Source organism: Rhodococcus sp. MS13 (assembly GCF_013277835.1).
GTDB classification, from domain to species: domain Bacteria; phylum Actinomycetota; class Actinomycetes; order Mycobacteriales; family Mycobacteriaceae; genus Rhodococcus_F; species Rhodococcus_F erythropolis.
On record NZ_VBTL01000002.1, the window covers coordinates 202,267 to 219,496 of the forward strand.

The following is a 17,230-nucleotide window of genomic DNA, read 5'->3' on the forward strand; positions in this document are numbered from 1 at the left end:
AGGCGTGAATGTGGACGCGGAGCTTCCGTTTGCGTCTACGCAACCTTCCCGGCGAGAGTCCGAAATGCGACGGGTGCACAATGAGTGAATGCCACGATCAAGCCCCATTTCCGCTTGGAAGTCCCTTCGCGAAGGCAACGAGCGATTTGTCAACGACGCGTCCATTCACCCCAGCCAGGGAATCGCCGATCGCGCGAAGCTCGTCGATGGGCAGCACCCCACCGCGGTGCTGTTCGGTTGCGGTGATTCGCGCGTAGCCGCCGAGATCATCTTCGATCAGGGCCTCGGCGACATGTTCGTCGTGCGTACGGCGGGTCACGTGCTCGACGATTCGGTGCTCGGTTCGATCGAGTACGCCGTTCACGTGCTCAACGTGCCGCTCATCGTCGTCCTCGGTCACGACGGTTGCGGTGCGGTGAAGGCAACGCTCGACGCCCTGGACAAGGGTGCGGTTCCCGACGGCTTCATTCGCAGCGTGGTCGAGCGCGTTGCTCCCTCCATCCTGATGGGTCGCAACGAAGGCTTGTCCACCGTCGACGAACTCGAAGGTCGACACGTAGTGGAGACCGGCTCGTTGATCATGCAGAGGTCGCGGATCATCGCAGACAAGGTGGACAACGGTGCGTGCGCGATCGTCGGCGTCACGTACACATTGTCCGACGGTCACATGCGAGTTCAGGGCGCGGTCGGCGACATCGGCGAGAGCGTCGAGACCGTCGAGGGTTAGATCTTCCGGGGCAGTGATACCCGGTAGCAGACAATGGGTACCGACACGCCGCCTCAGCTGACGGTTAGTGGACCCTGCGCCAACTACCGTTGAGTCCGTGTTGGAACCGAATGGACCACTGCCCCCCGAGATCTACTGGCGTCGCCGGGCGCTGGCCATTGGTGCCGCCGTCATTGCACTGGCGTTGATCATCTGGGCAGCGTCCGCCCTCTTCGGCGGTGGAAGCGATACTCCTGAGGCCAATTCGGCCGCTGCGAGTTCCTCGCTGACGACGGACGTCTCCTTCACCCCCAACCCTTCCGGCTCCAACGCGCCGGACGGTAACGGTGGTTCGGGTGGCGGTGCTGCGGGTGGATCAGGTGGCTCGGGCACGCAGGCTTCGGGATCGTCGACGTCGGCATCGTCCTCGTCGACCACCGGCGCTCCGGTCCCGGCTGGTCAGTGCGCGGACTCGTCGTTGGCAGTCAAGGCGACCGCAGACAAGGCGACCTTCGCTCCCGGTGAAGAGCCGTCCTTCACGATCGTCATCACCAACATCGGTTCGGCACCCTGTGATCGAGATCTGGCGGGCGGCCTGCAGCAGGTGCTCGTCTACAGCATCGACGGCAAGACCCGTTTGTGGTCCAACGTCGACTGCTATCCCCAGCCTGCAGCCGACGTACGCAATCTCGCTCCCGGCGAGCAAGCTGCGTTCAAGGTCGCCTGGTCGGCCACGACGTCGACCCCCGAGTGCGCGACCGCGCAGAACCCCGAGCGCAATCCGGTGGGCGCAGGCGCGTACACGGTTGTCGGTCAGCTCGGTGCACTGCGAAGCTCCCCGGAGCCGTTCAACATCGCGTGAGAGCGGGCAAGCCCGAACAGGCCCCCTAGTTGAACGATCCGGTGATCGACGTCTCCGCGAGCCGGGAAAGTCCCTCACGGATGTGACGGGCCCACAGCCCGCCGATGCCCTCGACCGACTGCAGATCGGCAGCCGTAGCGGCCAGCAGCGACTGGAGAGTGCCGAAGGATCCGACCAACCGGTGGATCTGATGGAACTGCAATCGAGGCACACGCATCAGTACGCGATATCCGCGAGGAGTCATCGGAGTGTCGAGGGCTTCGATCGTGCCCGGATAACCGAGGACACGCGCAAGAGTCGTGAGATCGAGTAGGTCGGCGTCGGTGACACGATCGAGTGCGACGAGGACGTTGTCCATCGCCGCTGTGCCGATGGGTTCGGGGCCGGCAAGGTAATCCCGAACGATCAGTTGACGTGCAATGTCGTTGTCGCCGACCAGTTCTTCGAGCTGCAGTGCCAGCTGGCGACCGTCGGTGCCGAGCTCGAGGACATCCTGCTCGATTTCGATCGACACACGGCGAACCATTTCGAGTCGCTGCACGACGGTCAACGCGTCGCGCAGAGTCACGAAATCCTCGATCTCGACCACCGACAGTTGCCGTGTCACTTCGTCGAGTCGCGCTTTGTATCGTTCGAGCGTCGCGACGGCCTGGTTGGCGCGCGAAAGTATGGTGGCCGAGCCGTCGATGACGTGCCGGATACCGCCGACGTACACACTGACGATCGACATCGACTGACTGACCGAGACCACGGGATAGCCGGTTTGAATGGCCGTGCGCTCGGCGGCACGGTGCCTGGTGCCGGATTCGACGGTGGGAATCTTGTGATCGGGAACCAGTTGGACGTTGGCGCGCACGATGCGTGTGCCGTCCGTCGAGAGGACTACCGCGCCGTCCATCTTCGAGAGCTCACGCAATCGGGTCGGTGCGAACTCCACGTCGAGGTTGAATCCGCCGTCACACAGCGCTTCCATCTCCTCGTCGTATCCGAGGACGATCAGCGCGCCGGTACGTCCGCGCAGAATTCGTTCGAGCCCGTCTCGCAAAGCGGTACCCGGCGCCAACCTGGCGATGGTCTCTCGCAATGCCGACGACGACTGTGTGTCCGCCATCGCACTGATCATTGAGAAACTCCCTGCTGAGGTCGATGTCACTTCGGTCGGGTCCGATGCCTGCGCCGGACTGATCCCCGTTTAGATTACCTATCCATGAGTAGTACCTGGACCCTGCCTGATGACCTGACTGTCCCGGAGCCGGTCGAATTCTTTCCGGCCGCCGGCGAGAAGTTGCCTCAGCACTGGTCGAAATGCTTCGGCTGCGGCGACGACCAGCCTGCGGGAATGGCGATGAGTTTCAGGGCTGGTGACGGGTTGGAAGTGACGGGCCGTCTGGAGGTCGCCAAGAAGTATCAGGGCGGTCCGGGGGTCATTCACGGCGGCATTTTGTCGACGGCTTTCGACGAGGCTCAAGGCATGGCATGTATGGCCCTCGGCTCGCCCGTGGTGACCGGGCACCTCGAGATCGACTTCGCCCGACCGATCCCGTTGGGATCGGTGCTCGAATTTCGGGCTCGCATCGACGGCGTTGTGCGCCGCAAGGTCTACACCAGCGCGGAAGCGGTGATCGTCGAAGGTCCGACAGCGGATCCGGACACGGTGGTGGGAACGTCCCGCGGACTGTTCCTGACCATCACGTCGGAACACTTCGCCAAGACCAAGGAGTTCGTGGACGGCGAACCGACTTCCCCGTTCGGCACCTCGTCGGTCTGACGCGGTAGTCGGCCGCAGGCCGGTCACTTCACCGGAGTGAGCTTGGGGCGAGACGGGGCTTGTTTGCCGCCCATCAATCCGGCATAGGCGAGTGCCTCGGCCAGGTTCGCTACTTCGTTGACGCGCATGCCGGGAATGTTCGGGCCGGAATCGACCGGCACGATGGCGCTGGTGAATCCCAATCTGGCAGCTTCGATCAGCCGTCGGTTCACGCCGGCAACTCGTCGAACCTCTCCGGCGAGTCCGACCTCGCCGAGGATGACGAGCCCCTTGGGGACAGGTTTGGCTTTCACAGCGGAAGCGACCGCTATCGCGAGAGCCAGATCGGCACCCGGCTCGGTCATCCGCATACCGCCGACGGTCGCCGCGTAGACGTCGGCCTTCGAGATCGACACCCCGACGCGGCGCTCCAACACGGCCAGAACCATGGCCACGCGGGCGGTGTCGAGCCCACTGACGGCTCGACGAGGTGTCGGTAGAGGCGTGGCGGCGACGAGGGCCTGAACTTCACCGAGTAGCGGTCGCTTACCGTCCATCATTACGGTGACGGCCGTGCCTTCCACAGCTTCTTCGCGGTGATGCAGGAACAGGCCGGACGGATCGCTGATCTCGTTGATGCCCTGCTCGCTCAGCTCGAAGCATCCCACCTCGTCGGCCGCACCGAATCTGTTCTTGACGCCGCGGACCATGCGCAGCGTGGAGTGCTTGTCACCCTCGAAGTGCAGAACCACGTCCACGAGATGCTCGAGCGAGCGCGGTCCGGCGACGGCGCCGTCCTTGGTGACGTGGCCGATCAGAAGCACCGGGATTCCACTGGCCTTGGCCAGGGAGGTCAAGGCGCTGGTGACGGCCTTGACCTGAGTCACGCCGCCGACGACTCCGTCGACGTCGGCAGCAAGCATGGTCTGCACCGAGTCGACGATGACCAGGGTCGGCTTGACCTGCTCGATGTGGCCGAGGATGGTCGCGAGATCGGATTCGGCCGCCAGATACATCCGTTCGTGGACAGAGTTGGTGCGATCTGCCCGAAGTCGAACCTGACCGGCGGACTCCTCGCCCGTGACGTACAATGCTCGATCATCCGCGCTGCGCATCGCCCAGCGGTAGACGACCTCGAGAAGTAGCGTCGATTTTCCGACTCCGGGCTCGCCCGCGAGCAGCACCACCGAACCAGGTACGACGCCACCGCCGAGGACGCGGTCCAACTCGCCGATCCCGGTGGGCTTGGCCTGCGTCGAGGTGCTGTCGATCTGTGTCAGCGGCGTGGCCGGCGTCGTAGGGAGCACGGCGCTCGATCCCGCTTTGGCGAGTGATGCGCCGGCGCGACTGGCGACGGGTGCCACTACCGCGACCTCGGTCATCGAGCCCCACGAATCGCAGTCCGGACATCTACCGACCCACTTGGGCACTACCGACTGGCATTCGGAGCATCGGTAGTTCGATTTCACTTTGGCCACCGGGACAGACTAGAGGCGGGGTCCGACATGGACCCCGCCTCTAGTGTGATTCTGAAGTTGTTCTGCGAAGCGCAGTGTGCGCCTTGGTGATTCGGGGCTCAGTGCCCGGCTTCTGCAACGTCGGGCGACTTGTCCGACTCGTTGCGCTCGAGCTGCGGGCCTGCGTCGACCGGCACGTCGACGGTGACCGAGCCGGCCTTCTCGAACTTGAAGGTGATCGGGACGGTCAAGCCGGGGCGAACGCCTGCCTTGATGTCCTGCAGAACGACGAGAGTGAGCGCAGCGGGTGCGTCGTCGTTCTCTTCGTTGTTCTTGATCTGGGTCTCTGCCTCGGTCGCGGCACCTTCGCCTGCGGGCAACTGGCCGGCCTGCAGCGACGTCTGCGGCTTGATCGTCAAGCCACCTACCTCTTCACCCGCGATGACGCGTGCTGCGTAATCGGTGGTGATGCTGACGAGCTTGTCCGTGGTCTCGGCGCTGTCGTTCACGACGGTGAACGCGAGCACGGCGTTGCCGCCCGGCTCGATGCTGTATTCCTCGGACGAGGGGTAGGCGATGTGCACGTTGCGCAGTGCGATCTCACCGAGGTCGGCGCTGTTGCCGTTCACGGCGGCCTGCTGGACGGCGGTCTGGCTCACCTGTCCGGAACCGCAAGCGGACAGCGCGATGGCTGCGCCTGCAGCCAGTGCAATGGCGGTAGCGACTCGACGAGTCGGCTTACGGATAGCAGTCACGATTTGTCCTCCACGGCGTCAGGTTCGCACTCCACTAGGCAGAGTAGTAGATAAGGTCCCGCGGGCTGGCCGTCGGGTCGCCACAACGGTTGTCTGCGTGGGCTTTCAGTCGGTTATGCAGGGGTGCTCCAGACCAGTTGAATGCACGTACAACAAGCCCTGTCAACCCCTACGCTCGAGCAAGGATGCCCCTGACCTGCACAGTTGATGAGTGGTCGGTTCTTTCACGTGTTAAACTAGTGGAATCGAAAGGGGCACGGGACACATGATTTTCAAGGTCGGAGACACCGTCGTATACCCCCATCACGGTGCGGCGCTGATCGAAGCTATCGAAACCCGCACCATCAAGGGTGAGCAGAAGGAGTACCTGGTTCTGAAGGTCGCTCAAGGCGATCTCACAGTACGGGTTCCTGCAGACAACGCAGAGTACGTCGGAGTTCGTGACGTGGTCGGCCAAGAAGGCCTCGACAAGGTTTTCCAGGTTCTGCGAGCACCGCACACCGAGGAGCCCACCAACTGGTCTCGTCGATACAAGGCAAATCTCGAGAAGCTTGCCTCAGGTGACGTGAACAAGGTTGCAGAAGTTGTTCGTGACCTGTGGCGTCGTGAGCAGGACCGCGGGCTTTCCGCTGGTGAGAAGCGCATGCTCGCCAAGGCTCGTCAGATTCTCGTCGGAGAGCTCGCGCTCGCCGAGGGCACTGACACCGAGAAGGCAGAGACCATTCTCGACGAGGTCCTCGCGGCCGCGTCCTGACTGCAACACAACAAAGCTGACAGTGGCAGTAATAGCCCTGGTACCTGCCGCAGGTCGGGGAGTGCGATTGGGCGAGAAATTGCCCAAGGCATTTGTCGAACTCGGTGGGTGCACCATGCTTGCACGCGCGGTCGATGGACTCCGGAAATCCGGAGCGATCGACCGCGTTGTTGTCATTGTGCCGCCTGAACTGGTCGAATCCGTCGTGGCCGACCTCGGTCGTGCATCGGACGTCGACGTCGTCGGTGGTGGTGCCGAAAGAACCGATTCGGTTCGAGCCGGTCTCAGTGCTGCCGGCGATGCAGATTTTGTACTCGTGCACGACGCCGCGCGGGCATTGACGCCGCCGGCGTTGATCGCGCGCGTCGTCGACGCTCTCCGAGCCGGCAGCTCCGCTGTCATCCCGGTACTCCCGGTTACCGACACGATCAAGTCGGTCGACGTACTCGGCGCAGTCACCGGAACGCCGCTGCGTTCGGAGTTGCGTGCGGTTCAAACTCCTCAAGGCTTCTCCACCGACGTCCTGCGCAGTGCGTACGACGCCGGTGATGTCGCCGCGACCGACGACGCCGCTCTGGTGGAGCGTCTCGGTGTTTCGGTGCAGACGATTCCCGGCGACGCTCTCGCCTTCAAGATCACCACTCCGCTCGACCTCGTCCTTGCACGGGCGCTCCTGATCTCGGAGACAGAGTTGAGCGCGGACTCACAGGACGGAAAATAGATGCGCGTCGGTCTCGGCACGGATGTTCATCCCATCGAGGTCGGCCGACCTTGCTGGATGGCCGGGTTGCTGTTCGAGGAAGCAGACGGGTGCTCGGGGCATTCGGACGGCGACGTCGCCGTCCACGCGCTCTGTGACGCGTTGCTCTCCGCCGCAGGTCTTGGCGACCTCGGTTCGGTTTTCGGCACCGGCAGGCCCGAATGGGACGGCGTGAGCGGCGCTCGAATGCTTGCCGAGGTTCGTCGACTGCTCGAAGAGAACCAGTTCACCGTCGGCAACGCCGCGGTGCAGGTCATCGGCAACCGACCGAAGATCGGGCCGCGACGCGGCGAGGCACAGAAGGTGCTCTCGGACATTCTCGGCGCGCCTGTTTCGGTGTCCGCGACCACCACGGACGGCCTCGGCTTGACCGGTCGCGGCGAGGGGATCGCCGCCATGGCCACCGCGTTGGTCATGACAACCGAACACGACAGGTAAGATCGCTGGTCGTGACCCTGCGCCTATACGACACCGGTACGCGGGCCCTTCGGGATTTTGTTCCGTTGGCCCCCGGACATGCATCGGTGTACCTGTGTGGGGCGACAGTTCAGGGCGATCCTCACATCGGACACGTTCGTAGCGGCGTCGCTTTCGACGTGCTGCGACGCTGGCTGTTGGCGCACGGCAACGACGTTGCCTTCGTGCGCAACGTGACGGACATCGACGACAAGATTCTCAACAAGGCCGCCGGCGCCGGTCGACCTTGGTGGGAGTGGGCGGCGACGTTCGAGCGGTCGTTCACGTGGGCCTACGACCAACTGGGTGTGCTGCCGCCGTCCATCGAGCCGCGGGCCACCGGTCACGTGACGCAGATGGTCGAGATGATGGAACGCCTGATCGAGAACGGCCACGCGTACGCGGCGGGCGGCGACGTCTACTTCGACGTGCAGAGCTACCCCGAGTACGGCGCACTGTCCGGCCACAAACTCGACGACGTTCATCAGGGCGAGAGTGCGGCCGAGGGCAAGCGCGATCCTCGCGACTTCACCCTCTGGAAGGCCGTCAAGCCCGGTGAGCCCTCGTGGCCGACGCCGTGGGGACCTGGCCGTCCGGGCTGGCACCTCGAGTGCTCGGCCATGGCGGAGTTCTACCTCGGGGCCGCATTCGACATCCATTGTGGTGGACGCGATCTCGTCTTCCCACACCACGAGAACGAAATTGCGCAGGCCAAGTGCGCCGGCGACGATTTCGCTCAGTACTGGTTGCACAACGGCTGGGTCACGATGAGTGGCGAGAAGATGTCCAAGTCGTTGGGCAATGTTCTCTCGGTGCCGAACGTGCTCAAGAAGGTTCGTCCGCAAGAACTTCGGTATTACCTCGGTAGTGCGCACTACCGTTCCAATCTCGAGTACTCGGACGAGGCGTTGGACGAAAGCGCGAAGTCCTACCAGGGGCTCGAGTCGTTCGTCCTGCGCACACACAAGCGTGCGGGCGGCGTCGAACTCGGTACGTGGACCGAAGGTTTCGCGGCGGCTCTCGACAACGACTTGTCGGTGCCGATCGCGTTGGCCGAGATTCACGGCAAGGCGAGCGAGGGTAATTCCGCGCTCGCTGCCGGTGATCTCGACGCGGCTCGGGTGGCTGCCGGTCAGGTGCGGGCCATGCTCGCGATCCTGGGCGTCGACCCACTCGACGAGCATTGGACGCAGTCCGGTGGCGACACCGAGACGGCAATGGAAGCTTTGGACGTGTTGGTGCGGGCCGATCTCGATCGTCGGCAGCAGGCACGTACGGAAAAGAACTGGGCGGTGGCGGACGAGGTCCGCGATCGCCTCATCAAGGCGGGTATCGAAGTAACCGATACTCCCGACGGACCCGAATGGTCCCTTAAGGCAGGGCAGTAACAATGGCTGGAAACTCGAGCAGGCGCGGCGCAGTCCGTAAGGGCGGCACCAAGAAGGGCCAGGTTGCCGGTTCCGGTGGCCAGCACAAGCGTGGTCTCGCCGGCCGCGGTGCTACGCCTCCCGCCGAGGCACGCACCAAGCACCCAGCGGCGAAGCGTGCAGCGCGCGCCGCCCGGGCCGACGAGAAGCAGAACCAGGGCCGCGGTGGCCGTCCGGGTCCGGGCCGCAAGGTTCTCGACGGTCCCGAGACCGTGCTCGGTCGCAACCCGGTGGTGGAGTGCCTGCGCGCGGGTGTTCCGGCGACGGCGCTGTGGGTGGCTGTCGGTACCGAGAGCGACGACCGGTTGAAGGAATCCGTTCAGCGGGCTGCCGACGCCGGTATTTCCATTCTCGAGGTGCCGCGCTCGGATCTGGATCGCCTCAGCGCCAACGGTCTTCACCAGGGCATCGCTCTGCAGGTTCCGCCGTACCGCTACGCGCACCCGGACGATCTTCTGTCCGAGGCACGTAAGCACGCCGAGCCGCCACTGCTCGTCGCGCTGGACAACATCACCGATCCCCGCAACCTGGGTGCCGTTGTGCGCTCGGTCGCAGCTTTCGGTGGACACGGCGTCGTGATTCCGGAGCGTCGTAGCGCGAGCGTGAGTGCTGTCGCTTGGCGTACCAGCGCCGGTGCTGCCGCTCGTCTGCCGATTGCTCGGGCAACCAACCTCACCCGCACGCTCAAGGACTGGGCGTCGAAGGGTGTTCAGGTCGTCGGTCTCGACGCCGAAGGTGACACCACTCTCGACGATTTCGACGGCAGCGGTCCCGTGGTGATCGTGGTCGGTTCCGAGGGCAAGGGCCTTTCGCGCCTCGTCCGCGAGAACTGCGATGCGATCCTGTCGATTCCGATGGCGGGTCCGGTCGAGTCGCTCAACGCCTCGGTTGCCGCCGGAGTCGTCCTGGCGGACATCGCCCGCAGGCGTCGTAGCAGCTGAGTTGTAACGGCTTTCAGGTGAGCCTGGCGGGGTTCTAGCTCCGTACCGACCAGGCTTCCCACAGTGCAGCGTAGGAACCGTCCGCGCCGATCAGTTCGTCATGTGTCCCGCTCTCGACCACGCGGCCACCGCTCATGACGAGTATGCGATCGGCGCGGACTGCTTGGCTCAGGCGGTGTGCGATCACCACGGCAGTCCTGCCGGTGACTGCGAGCTCGGCTGCCTGATCGAGTAGACCTGCTGCAGTGGTTCCGGCTTCGGCAGTCGCCTCGTCGAGGATGACGACGGGCGGGTCGAGCAGAGCCAGTCGGACGAGGGCTATGTGCTGTGCCTGTGCCGCCGTCAACTGGTACCCGCCGGCCCCGACCCTGGTCTCGAGCCCGTCCGGAAGCTCATGGATCCATTGAGCTTTCATCGTTTCGACGGCTTCGGCGATCTTCGCATCGTCCGAATCTGGTGCGCACAACCGGAGATCGTCGGCGATCGTCCCGACGAACACGTGAACTTCCTGGCTGACCAGGACGACTTTGTGCCGAAGTTCGGCATCACTCAGGTCGTCAATCGGTGTGCCGTCGACGGTGATTCGCCCGTCCCCGACGGGAATGATGCCGGCAATCAGTTTGGCGAGTGTGGTCTTTCCGGCACCACTGCTGCCGACGACGGCGATTCGTTCCCCCGGTGCGATCGAGATCGAGATCGAATCGATCACCGGGGTGGAGTTGTCGTACGAGTAAGAAACCCGCTCCACGTCGACTCCGATGGGTGCGGACCGAGCCGAGGCAGGAATGCTCGCGGGACGCCCGGGCATCGCGGTGACACCGATCAGGCGAGCCAGGCTGGCACCCGCATCCTGCAATTCGTCGATGTTCGAGAGAAATACCGCGATGGGGCTGAACAGACTGTGGAAGTAGAGCGCAGCGGCGGTAGCGGCCCCGATGGACACCGACCCCGTGGTCACGAGCCAGTAGCCGACGCTCAGGACCGCGGCCAGTCCGAGCAGTTCGGCGCCGTTGAGTTGAGCGAAGAAGTTGGTGCGCAGTCGAACTGCCTGCATGTCGAAGCTGATGGCATGCTCGGAGGTCTCGGCGATTCGGCCGATGTGCTCGTCGGTTCGACGCAGGGCAGTGACAGTACCTGCACCACCCAGGGTTTCGATGAGCTGCTGTCCCCGCCTGGCCTGCGCAGCGCGAGAGCGTCGGTAGACGGGTCCGGAGCGTCGGAGGAAATGACGAAGAGCGAAATAGTGAATCGGCGCAACGGCAACGATCGCCACGGTGAATCGCCAATCGATCACTCCCACACCGACAAGCGTCAGTGAAATCATGAACAGGGCGGACACCGTTGCGGGTAGCACCCGTGCGATAACGGTGTTGACCGCTTCGACGTCACCCGAGACCCGGGAAATCAGATCACCGGTTCCGGCATCCTCGACCAGCGACGACGGCTGCGCGAGCGTGGCGGCGAACACGTCCTCACGAAGATCGGCCAGCACGTTCTGCGCGACATTCGCGAGAAGCTGTGTGCTCCACCAAGTCAGCGCAACTCCTGCTGCCGCTGCGCCGAGCATGAATGCGGTGATACGCAGAAGTGAGACAAACGGTTTGCCCTCCGTGACCGCATCGACCATGAGCCCGAGCAGCGCCGGGGTGGACAGGCCGCAGGCCGTAGCGGAGAGAAGTACGACGGTCGTGAGTGCGAGCGCTCGCCCCCGTGGCCGAAGCAGTGCGATCAATGCGCGGACCGTCTGTGTGGTCGACGCGATCGGCAAGGCAGATGTAGCCGGAACAGCAGATGCATCCGGAAGGGTGTCGGTCACAGTGAGTCTCCGTCCCGAGCGGCGTGGTCGATCGTGACGACACGGTCACACGAATGGAGCAAGGTCGGACTCGAGGTGATCACCACAATGGCCTTGTCGGGAAAGTTTCTCAGTGAGTGTGCAATTCGATGTTCGGTGACAGAGTCCACGGAAGTGGTGGGTTCGTGGAGGACCAGGATCGGCTGGGGTTGATGCAAAGCGCGGGCGAGGAGAAGGCGTTGCCGCTGACCTCCGGAGAGTTTCTTTCCTTGCTCACCTACCTCGGAGAGGTGGCCGTCGGGCAGATGCGTCAACACGTCGTCGAGCGCAGATGACGTCATTGCCGACGAGTCGACGTTCGGTGCAGCCAGATTGTCGAAGACGGTGCCGGTGAACACGGTTCCTTCATGAGCGGAGACGAACACCTGATCGCGAACTCCGTCCGGACCGAGTTCGGTTGCATCGGTGCCGAATACGAAGTAGCAGTCGGGGTCCAGCGGAGTCTGAAAGGCGAGTTGGCGTGCCAGTCGGTGAGCGGAATCGTCCGCGCGCACGCCCACCACCTCGCCGCGGCGAGCTGAGACGACAGTTCCGTTGTCCGTCGAAATCAGCAGGGCGTCTTCACTTCTGACAGCGCTGATCGGGGCGGTGGAGGGCGGCGATTCGATCAGGTGCGGTTCGGCCAGGAGTTCGGACAGCCTGCGTGCGGAGCCTCGCTTGGCAGCGAGTTCTGCACCGAAGAACCCCAGAGTTTCCATCGGACCGGCAATGACCCTGCTCAAGCCGACAACGGTGACGAAGTTGCCCACGGTGATCGTGCCTTGATGCGCCATCCACGCGGCTCCAAGTGCGACCGACGCCAGCACCAACGCGGAGACCCCGGAATTGAGCGCGGTCAGACTGGACATTGCTCTGACCGTCCGGATCGCTGCTTTCATCGACGCCCGGCTCGCCTTGACGTATCGCGACAGGGCAGTGGGCTCAGCCCCGAAACCCTTCAGTACTCGCAGGCCCAGCGTGAAATCAGTTGCAAGCATGCCTGCCTCGGCTGCCTTCTTCTGCTCTGCATACACACGCTCGTCCAGTGGACCGCTGATCTTGTGAATGAATACGAGCTGCGCAGCAGTGATGAGTACGACGATCAGTGCGAGCGGCCACGAGACGAAGGCAAGCGAAATCACTGCCGCGGCGAGCCCCGCAAAAGCTGAGCCCTGTTCGGCGACAACCCAGGAGAAGCCCGAGACGTGTGAGGCGTCCGAGGTGGAGATGGTGAGAACTTCACCCGTCGAGCGCTGAGCTTGCATGCCTCTGGCATCGAGTACCCGTCTGGCAGCGTTCAATCGTAGGTCGTGTTCGCCGTAGACGAAGACCTGCGTGTTCAGGCGAACCGCGATGCGCCACGACAGAGCAAGTCCCACGAACAGAGCACACAACACAGCAAGCCAGATGAGAAGTGCTGTGCTGTCGGACTTTCCGATTGCACGGTCGACGACGGTACCGATCAGCACCGGAATGAGGGCTTGAGCTACCTGATACGACGCCTGGCCGGTGACGGCTGCAACCAGTCGCGGGCCGCGTCCGGAGGAGAACGATCCGACTCTGATCATCTCCATCGGACCGGAACGAGTTTCGGGCAGCGCTGACACTCGTGAAACTCCTCGCCCAGATCTGAACACTCGTTGTGCAGTTCTACGGTAGAGCCGGAGCGAGTGTGGAAAGTGCTCGCAGATGCCAAGGGCTACGCGGCAGCGGACAGATGGAGTATCGACACCCCATTACCGGGATCAGGTCTCGATATACCTGCCTGGTCGAAACAAGTACGTTTGCGAAGAGAGCTGACAGAAGATGAAAAGCACTACCCGAATAGTGGCTGCGTTGGCCGCGATTGCCCTGCTCGCAGGCTGCCAGAGCAGCACCGAGTCAACAGCGTCGGAGGACACGACGCAGTTGGCCGAGGCCGGCGCGCTGCCGGCGACCATCGCCCATGCGTACGGCTCGACCACCATCGAGACCGAACCTCAGCGGATCGTGACCATCGGCTGGAACAGCCAGGATTCGGTCCTCGCACTGGGCAAGACGCCCGTCGCCATGGAGTCGTTCAGCGGGGCAGGCTTGGAGAACGGAATCCTGCCGTGGGACGAAGAAGTGTTGGGCGACGTCGAACCCACGTTGCTCGACAGCACTTCCGGTGTGCCGTTCGAGCAGATCCTGGCGTTGGAGCCGGACGTGATCATCGCGGTGGTCTCGGGAATCACCGAAGACGACTACGCACGTCTTTCTCAGATCGCACCCACGATTCCGTTCAAGGAGACCGCCTGGGCGACTACGTGGCAGGAGCAGATGTCGACCATCGGTTCAGTACTCGGACAACCGAAGCGGGCGGCTGAGCTGATCGAGGAAACTGACGATTCCATAGCCGACCTGGCTGCTGGGTCCCCGAATCTGAACGGGAAAACCTTGACCTTCCTGTCGGGAAACATCGACGGCCTCACCAATTACTGCGCCGACGACGGCAGAGTCATCCTGATGTCCCAGCTCGGACTGAAGCAGTCGGCCGGAAGCGCAGAGCTGTGCGGCGACACCCAGGGGTCGGTGACTGCATCGCGCGAACAGTACAACGAACTGGACGCGGACGTGATCGTGCTCAACGACGCGAGTGGTCAGGGGCTCCCCGGATTGATGGGGGACAAGTTGTTTGCCGACCTGCCGGCAGTCAAGGACGGCAGGCTGATTCAGCAGCTCGGTCTGGCCCGAGTGATGGCACTGGCTTCGCCCACGTCGCTGAGCGTCAAATATGCCTTCGCCGAACTGGTCTCGAAGATGAACGGCTTCTGACCAGTTAGGCTGACAATTCGCACGCGTCCGAGTAATAGTTCTTCGGTGTTCGTCCGGTGACCTTGCGGAACACGCTGGTGAAGGCGCTGGGGGTTTCGTATCCGACGCGACGGCTAACCGTCGAAACAGGAACGCCCGCAGCGAGATAGGACATCGCGGCGCGGACGCGAACTTGAATCCTCCACTCGGTGAAGGACATCCCCGTTCCCTGAGAGAACACGCGGCTCAGGGTACGGGGGCTTCCGCCGACCACATAGGCCCAATCGGCAAGCCCGCGTTGATCGGCGGGGTCGGCGATCAAGCGGCGTGCAACGGCGAGGGCCCGGGGATCGGCGGGCATCGGCACTGCGACATCAGCCGCCTCGATGGGCGCGAGCGTGTCGAAGACTACGGATTCCGCCCGCAAGCGAGCCTCGGTAGGCATGTTTCGCTGGTGCAGATGGATGAGCATCGTCTTGACCACGTCGTCGATGCCGATGATCGCGGGCTTCGTCCACGGGTGGGGGAACGACTCGGGCCGGAAATAGGTGAAACGAGCTTCGGTGGATGCGCCGAGCGTGATGCGCCGTGGAGTTCCAGCCGGAATCCACATGCCGACCGTCGGTGGGATCTGCCAACGAACGTCGTCGATGTACGCGCTCATCTCTCCGGAAGCGCCCCACAGGAGTTCGTGCTCGGGATGGCGGATCTCACGCCACGCGCGCTTCTGATCGCGCCCGATGGTGGACGTCGTCATCGAGAAGGGGAGCGGAACGTACCGGCCTGCCGGCACAGCCCAGTACGGAAATCCTGTGGAACTCATCGGTGGATCATACCGCGAATGACTTAGGTAATGCTTTCCTATTTGGTTCTTCGACGCAGGACACGACGGAGTGCGGTCGCGACAAAAGGCCGAGGGTGGCACCGAGTCCGAAGACTCGATGCCACCCTCGATCACATTCCCCGACGGAGTGTTTACAGGTGGAGCAGGTGAATCAGCTGCCGTTGGCCAGGACACCGCTGATGATGTCGGAGATGAAGCCGGCCGGGTTGTCGAGGATGGAGGAGCCGGCCGAACCGGTTCCGCCCTCGCCGTCAGAAGAGCCGAAGCCCAGATCTGCCGAGCCCGATGCGGCAGCCTCGCCGGGGTTCTTGGCGCGGATCTTGGCGTAGACATCGCCGATGTTCTGATCACTGCCCCACAGCGAGATGCCGATGGAACTGGGGAGCTCGACGTAAGTTCCCGGCTGTGCGTTGTCCGGAACCAAGTAGCTCACTTCGAAAGTGACTGTCTTGCTGCCGGTGATCGAGACATTCCAACCCGCATCGGGAATTGTGACGGTGCGCGCCGCATTGTCGACGGTGGGGGACACCTTCTCGGTTTTCTGAGTCAGTCCGAGAAAGTGCCATGAATCGATCGAGGCGCTGTCCTTGATGTAGGTGTATCCGGCCGGGAAACGGTCGACGAACTTGTTGACGAAGAAGTCCGGATGGCCGTTGGCCGAAACCGTGGTGCGGACGGTCAATTTTCCGCCGGGCGCCACTTCTCCGTCGCCTACGACGCTCTTGGTGATCGTGACTTGGTTCGAAGTCACGGTGTTGGTCTTCGGGTGCGCGGCATCTGCGTGCGCAGCTCCGGTGCCGATGAGAAGTCCGCTGGTTGCAAGCGCAGCGATTGCTACTCCGGTGAGTGTTTTGCGCATTGAGAAACGTGACATGAAATTCTCCGTTCGAGGGGTTCACGCTGACGGCGATGGGGATGACTCTTCAAAGGTTGCGCCGTGGTAACCATTGAAACCTATCGGACGCTTGCCTATGTGTCAGTTCGGCAGAATTTACGGAAAAGTCCGAATTGAGAGGACTTTTTCGACCTTGATTGCCTGTTGTTAACTGATTGGCGACCAAGTCGGCGAAAAGCTGGGCGAATGTCCAGGTCGACTGTATCGTACTTCGAGAGTCGGGTTGCAACAAGTTTCAGTAATCAACGAATTCGGTTGTCCTGGAACCTCACAGAGTGGAGATTGTTCGTGGCAAAGTTTGGATCCAGGAATCGTAGACTGTCCACCGTTGGAGCTGGTTTGGGGGTGATTGCTCTTGCTGTGGGCGCAAGCGCGCTGGGTGCGGGAGTCGCGACTGCCGAGACGGCAACTTCTGGTGCCTACACATTTACTCGCACCGTGGACAATGCGTCCCCGAAGGTCGGTGACACGATCACTTACACGACAGTGTCGAAGAAGAGCGGAATCGACGGATATATCAGCAGGTTCACCGAGACGCATGCCGCATGCTTGACCTTTGTCCCGGGCTCGGCGAAGGTCACGAAGTTTCACGTTGGCGGGACGATGACCGAAACCACTGAAACGCCGGAACTGACAGCCACGACGCTCGAGGTGACCAGTGCCGGCTGGATCAACAACGGCAGCAAACCGGTGACCATGAAGACCAGCTACACGGTCACTGCTTCGTGTGCGCCGGGAACCGTGTACGGAAGTGGATTGGCGGTAGGTGCCACGGTGATGGGCAACGGATTCCAGTCGAGTGCGAATTTCGCCAACTTGGGCCCGTCCATCACTGTCCGCGCCGCGGATGTGGTCGATCCCGTTGATCCGGTTGATCCCACTGGCCCCGGAACCGGTGGCGGAACCGGATCGCTCGGCTCGTTGAGTGGTGGCCTCGGTTCCCTCAGCGGACTGTTCGGGAAGAGTTAGCCGAGAATTGTGAAACGGCGGGCCGAGACTGTCGTAGTCTCGGCCCGC

17 protein-coding genes are annotated in these 17,230 nt (G+C 62.9%); 10 read left to right on the forward strand and 7 right to left on the reverse strand.

Annotation, left to right across the window (positions count from 1 at the left end; all coding sequences use genetic code 11):
• The first annotated feature begins 88 nt into the window (after positions 1 to 88).
• Entirely contained in the window at positions 89 to 727 is a 639-nt protein-coding gene (locus FEZ59_RS03385) for a carbonic anhydrase (protein WP_019746832.1), read from the forward strand.
• A 97-nt stretch (positions 728 to 824) separates the two neighbouring features.
• On the forward strand, positions 825 to 1,568 hold the full coding sequence (locus FEZ59_RS03390) for a DUF4232 domain-containing protein (protein WP_019746833.1): 744 nt from the start codon (positions 825 to 827) through the stop codon (positions 1,566 to 1,568).
• Between the two features lie 25 nt (positions 1,569 to 1,593).
• Here FEZ59_RS03390 and disA read toward each other — a convergent pair whose 3' ends face one another.
• Positions 1,594 to 2,679 carry a DNA integrity scanning diadenylate cyclase DisA gene (gene disA, locus FEZ59_RS03395; RefSeq protein WP_024487741.1) on the reverse strand — a complete coding sequence of 362 codons (1,086 nt, stop codon included), beginning with the start codon at positions 2,677 to 2,679 and terminating at the stop codon, positions 1,594 to 1,596.
• Positions 2,680 to 2,775: 96 nt separating this feature from the next.
• Here disA and FEZ59_RS03400 point away from each other — a divergent pair, with 96 nt between their 5' ends.
• Complete coding sequence (locus tag FEZ59_RS03400; protein WP_019746834.1) at positions 2,776 to 3,336, forward strand: PaaI family thioesterase; 561 nt, start codon at positions 2,776 to 2,778, stop codon at positions 3,334 to 3,336.
• A gap of 23 nt (positions 3,337 to 3,359) precedes the next feature.
• Here the strand turns inward: FEZ59_RS03400 and radA are convergent, their stop codons facing one another.
• Together radA and FEZ59_RS03410 are read right to left on the reverse strand one after the other, a co-directional pair.
• On the reverse strand, positions 3,360 to 4,793 hold the full coding sequence (gene radA, locus FEZ59_RS03405; protein WP_003945739.1) for a DNA repair protein RadA: 1,434 nt from the start codon (positions 4,791 to 4,793) through the stop codon (positions 3,360 to 3,362).
• A 98-nt stretch (positions 4,794 to 4,891) separates the two neighbouring features.
• Positions 4,892 to 5,527, reverse strand: coding sequence for a copper chaperone PCu(A)C (locus tag FEZ59_RS03410; protein WP_003945942.1), 636 nt, complete (start codon positions 5,525 to 5,527; stop codon positions 4,892 to 4,894).
• A gap of 265 nt (positions 5,528 to 5,792) precedes the next feature.
• Here FEZ59_RS03410 and carD point away from each other — a divergent pair, with 265 nt between their 5' ends.
• Genes carD through rlmB form a run of 5 tightly spaced genes read left to right on the forward strand, consistent with a single transcriptional unit; the run spans position 5,793 to position 9,865 of the window.
• Positions 5,793 to 6,281: an RNA polymerase-binding transcription factor CarD gene (carD, locus tag FEZ59_RS03415; RefSeq protein ID WP_003945666.1), complete on the forward strand. Its 489-nt coding sequence runs from the start codon at positions 5,793 to 5,795 to the stop codon at positions 6,279 to 6,281.
• A 22-nt stretch (positions 6,282 to 6,303) separates the two neighbouring features.
• The gene (gene ispD, locus FEZ59_RS03420; protein ID WP_172932248.1) at positions 6,304 to 7,002 is read left to right on the forward strand and encodes a 2-C-methyl-D-erythritol 4-phosphate cytidylyltransferase; all 699 of its coding nucleotides are present in this window, start codon (positions 6,304 to 6,306) and stop codon (positions 7,000 to 7,002) included.
• Positions 7,003 to 7,479, forward strand: coding sequence for a 2-C-methyl-D-erythritol 2,4-cyclodiphosphate synthase (gene ispF / locus FEZ59_RS03425; RefSeq protein WP_019746837.1), 477 nt, complete (start codon positions 7,003 to 7,005; stop codon positions 7,477 to 7,479).
• Positions 7,480 to 7,490: 11 nt separating this feature from the next.
• Positions 7,491 to 8,885: a cysteine--tRNA ligase gene (gene cysS / locus FEZ59_RS03430; RefSeq protein ID WP_003945830.1), complete on the forward strand. Its 1,395-nt coding sequence runs from the start codon at positions 7,491 to 7,493 to the stop codon at positions 8,883 to 8,885.
• A gap of 2 nt (positions 8,886 to 8,887) precedes the next feature.
• Positions 8,888 to 9,865 carry a 23S rRNA (guanosine(2251)-2'-O)-methyltransferase RlmB gene (gene rlmB, locus FEZ59_RS03435; protein ID WP_020906105.1) on the forward strand — a complete coding sequence of 326 codons (978 nt, stop codon included), beginning with the start codon at positions 8,888 to 8,890 and terminating at the stop codon, positions 9,863 to 9,865.
• Positions 9,866 to 9,899: 34 nt separating this feature from the next.
• Here rlmB and FEZ59_RS03440 read toward each other — a convergent pair whose 3' ends face one another.
• Positions 9,900 to 11,681, reverse strand: coding sequence for an ABC transporter ATP-binding protein (locus FEZ59_RS03440; protein ID WP_060939427.1), 1,782 nt, complete (start codon positions 11,679 to 11,681; stop codon positions 9,900 to 9,902).
• Positions 11,678 to 13,306, reverse strand: a complete 1,629-nt coding sequence (locus FEZ59_RS03445) for an ABC transporter ATP-binding protein (RefSeq protein WP_172932249.1) — start codon at positions 13,304 to 13,306, stop codon at positions 11,678 to 11,680. The genes FEZ59_RS03440 and FEZ59_RS03445 overlap by 4 nt, the downstream gene beginning before the upstream one ends.
• Positions 13,307 to 13,505: 199 nt before the next feature.
• On the opposite strand from FEZ59_RS03445, the gene FEZ59_RS03450 reads away from it, so the two are divergent.
• Complete coding sequence (locus tag FEZ59_RS03450; protein WP_202022448.1) at positions 13,506 to 14,495, forward strand: iron-siderophore ABC transporter substrate-binding protein; 990 nt, start codon at positions 13,506 to 13,508, stop codon at positions 14,493 to 14,495.
• Positions 14,496 to 14,499: 4 nt separating this feature from the next.
• Here FEZ59_RS03450 and FEZ59_RS03455 read toward each other — a convergent pair whose 3' ends face one another.
• Together FEZ59_RS03455 and FEZ59_RS03460 are read right to left on the reverse strand one after the other, a co-directional pair.
• Positions 14,500 to 15,297 (reverse strand): AraC family transcriptional regulator, encoded by a 798-nt coding sequence (locus FEZ59_RS03455; protein WP_031332820.1) that lies wholly within the window; start codon positions 15,295 to 15,297, stop codon positions 14,500 to 14,502.
• A 172-nt stretch (positions 15,298 to 15,469) separates the two neighbouring features.
• Positions 15,470 to 16,192 (reverse strand): hypothetical protein, encoded by a 723-nt coding sequence (locus FEZ59_RS03460; protein ID WP_225989632.1) that lies wholly within the window; start codon positions 16,190 to 16,192, stop codon positions 15,470 to 15,472.
• A gap of 366 nt (positions 16,193 to 16,558) precedes the next feature.
• On the opposite strand from FEZ59_RS03460, the gene FEZ59_RS03465 reads away from it, so the two are divergent.
• A complete protein-coding gene (locus tag FEZ59_RS03465; protein WP_172932250.1) occupies positions 16,559 to 17,182 on the forward strand; it encodes a hypothetical protein in 624 nt (207 codons plus the stop codon).
• Positions 17,183 to 17,230 lie beyond the last annotated feature (48 nt).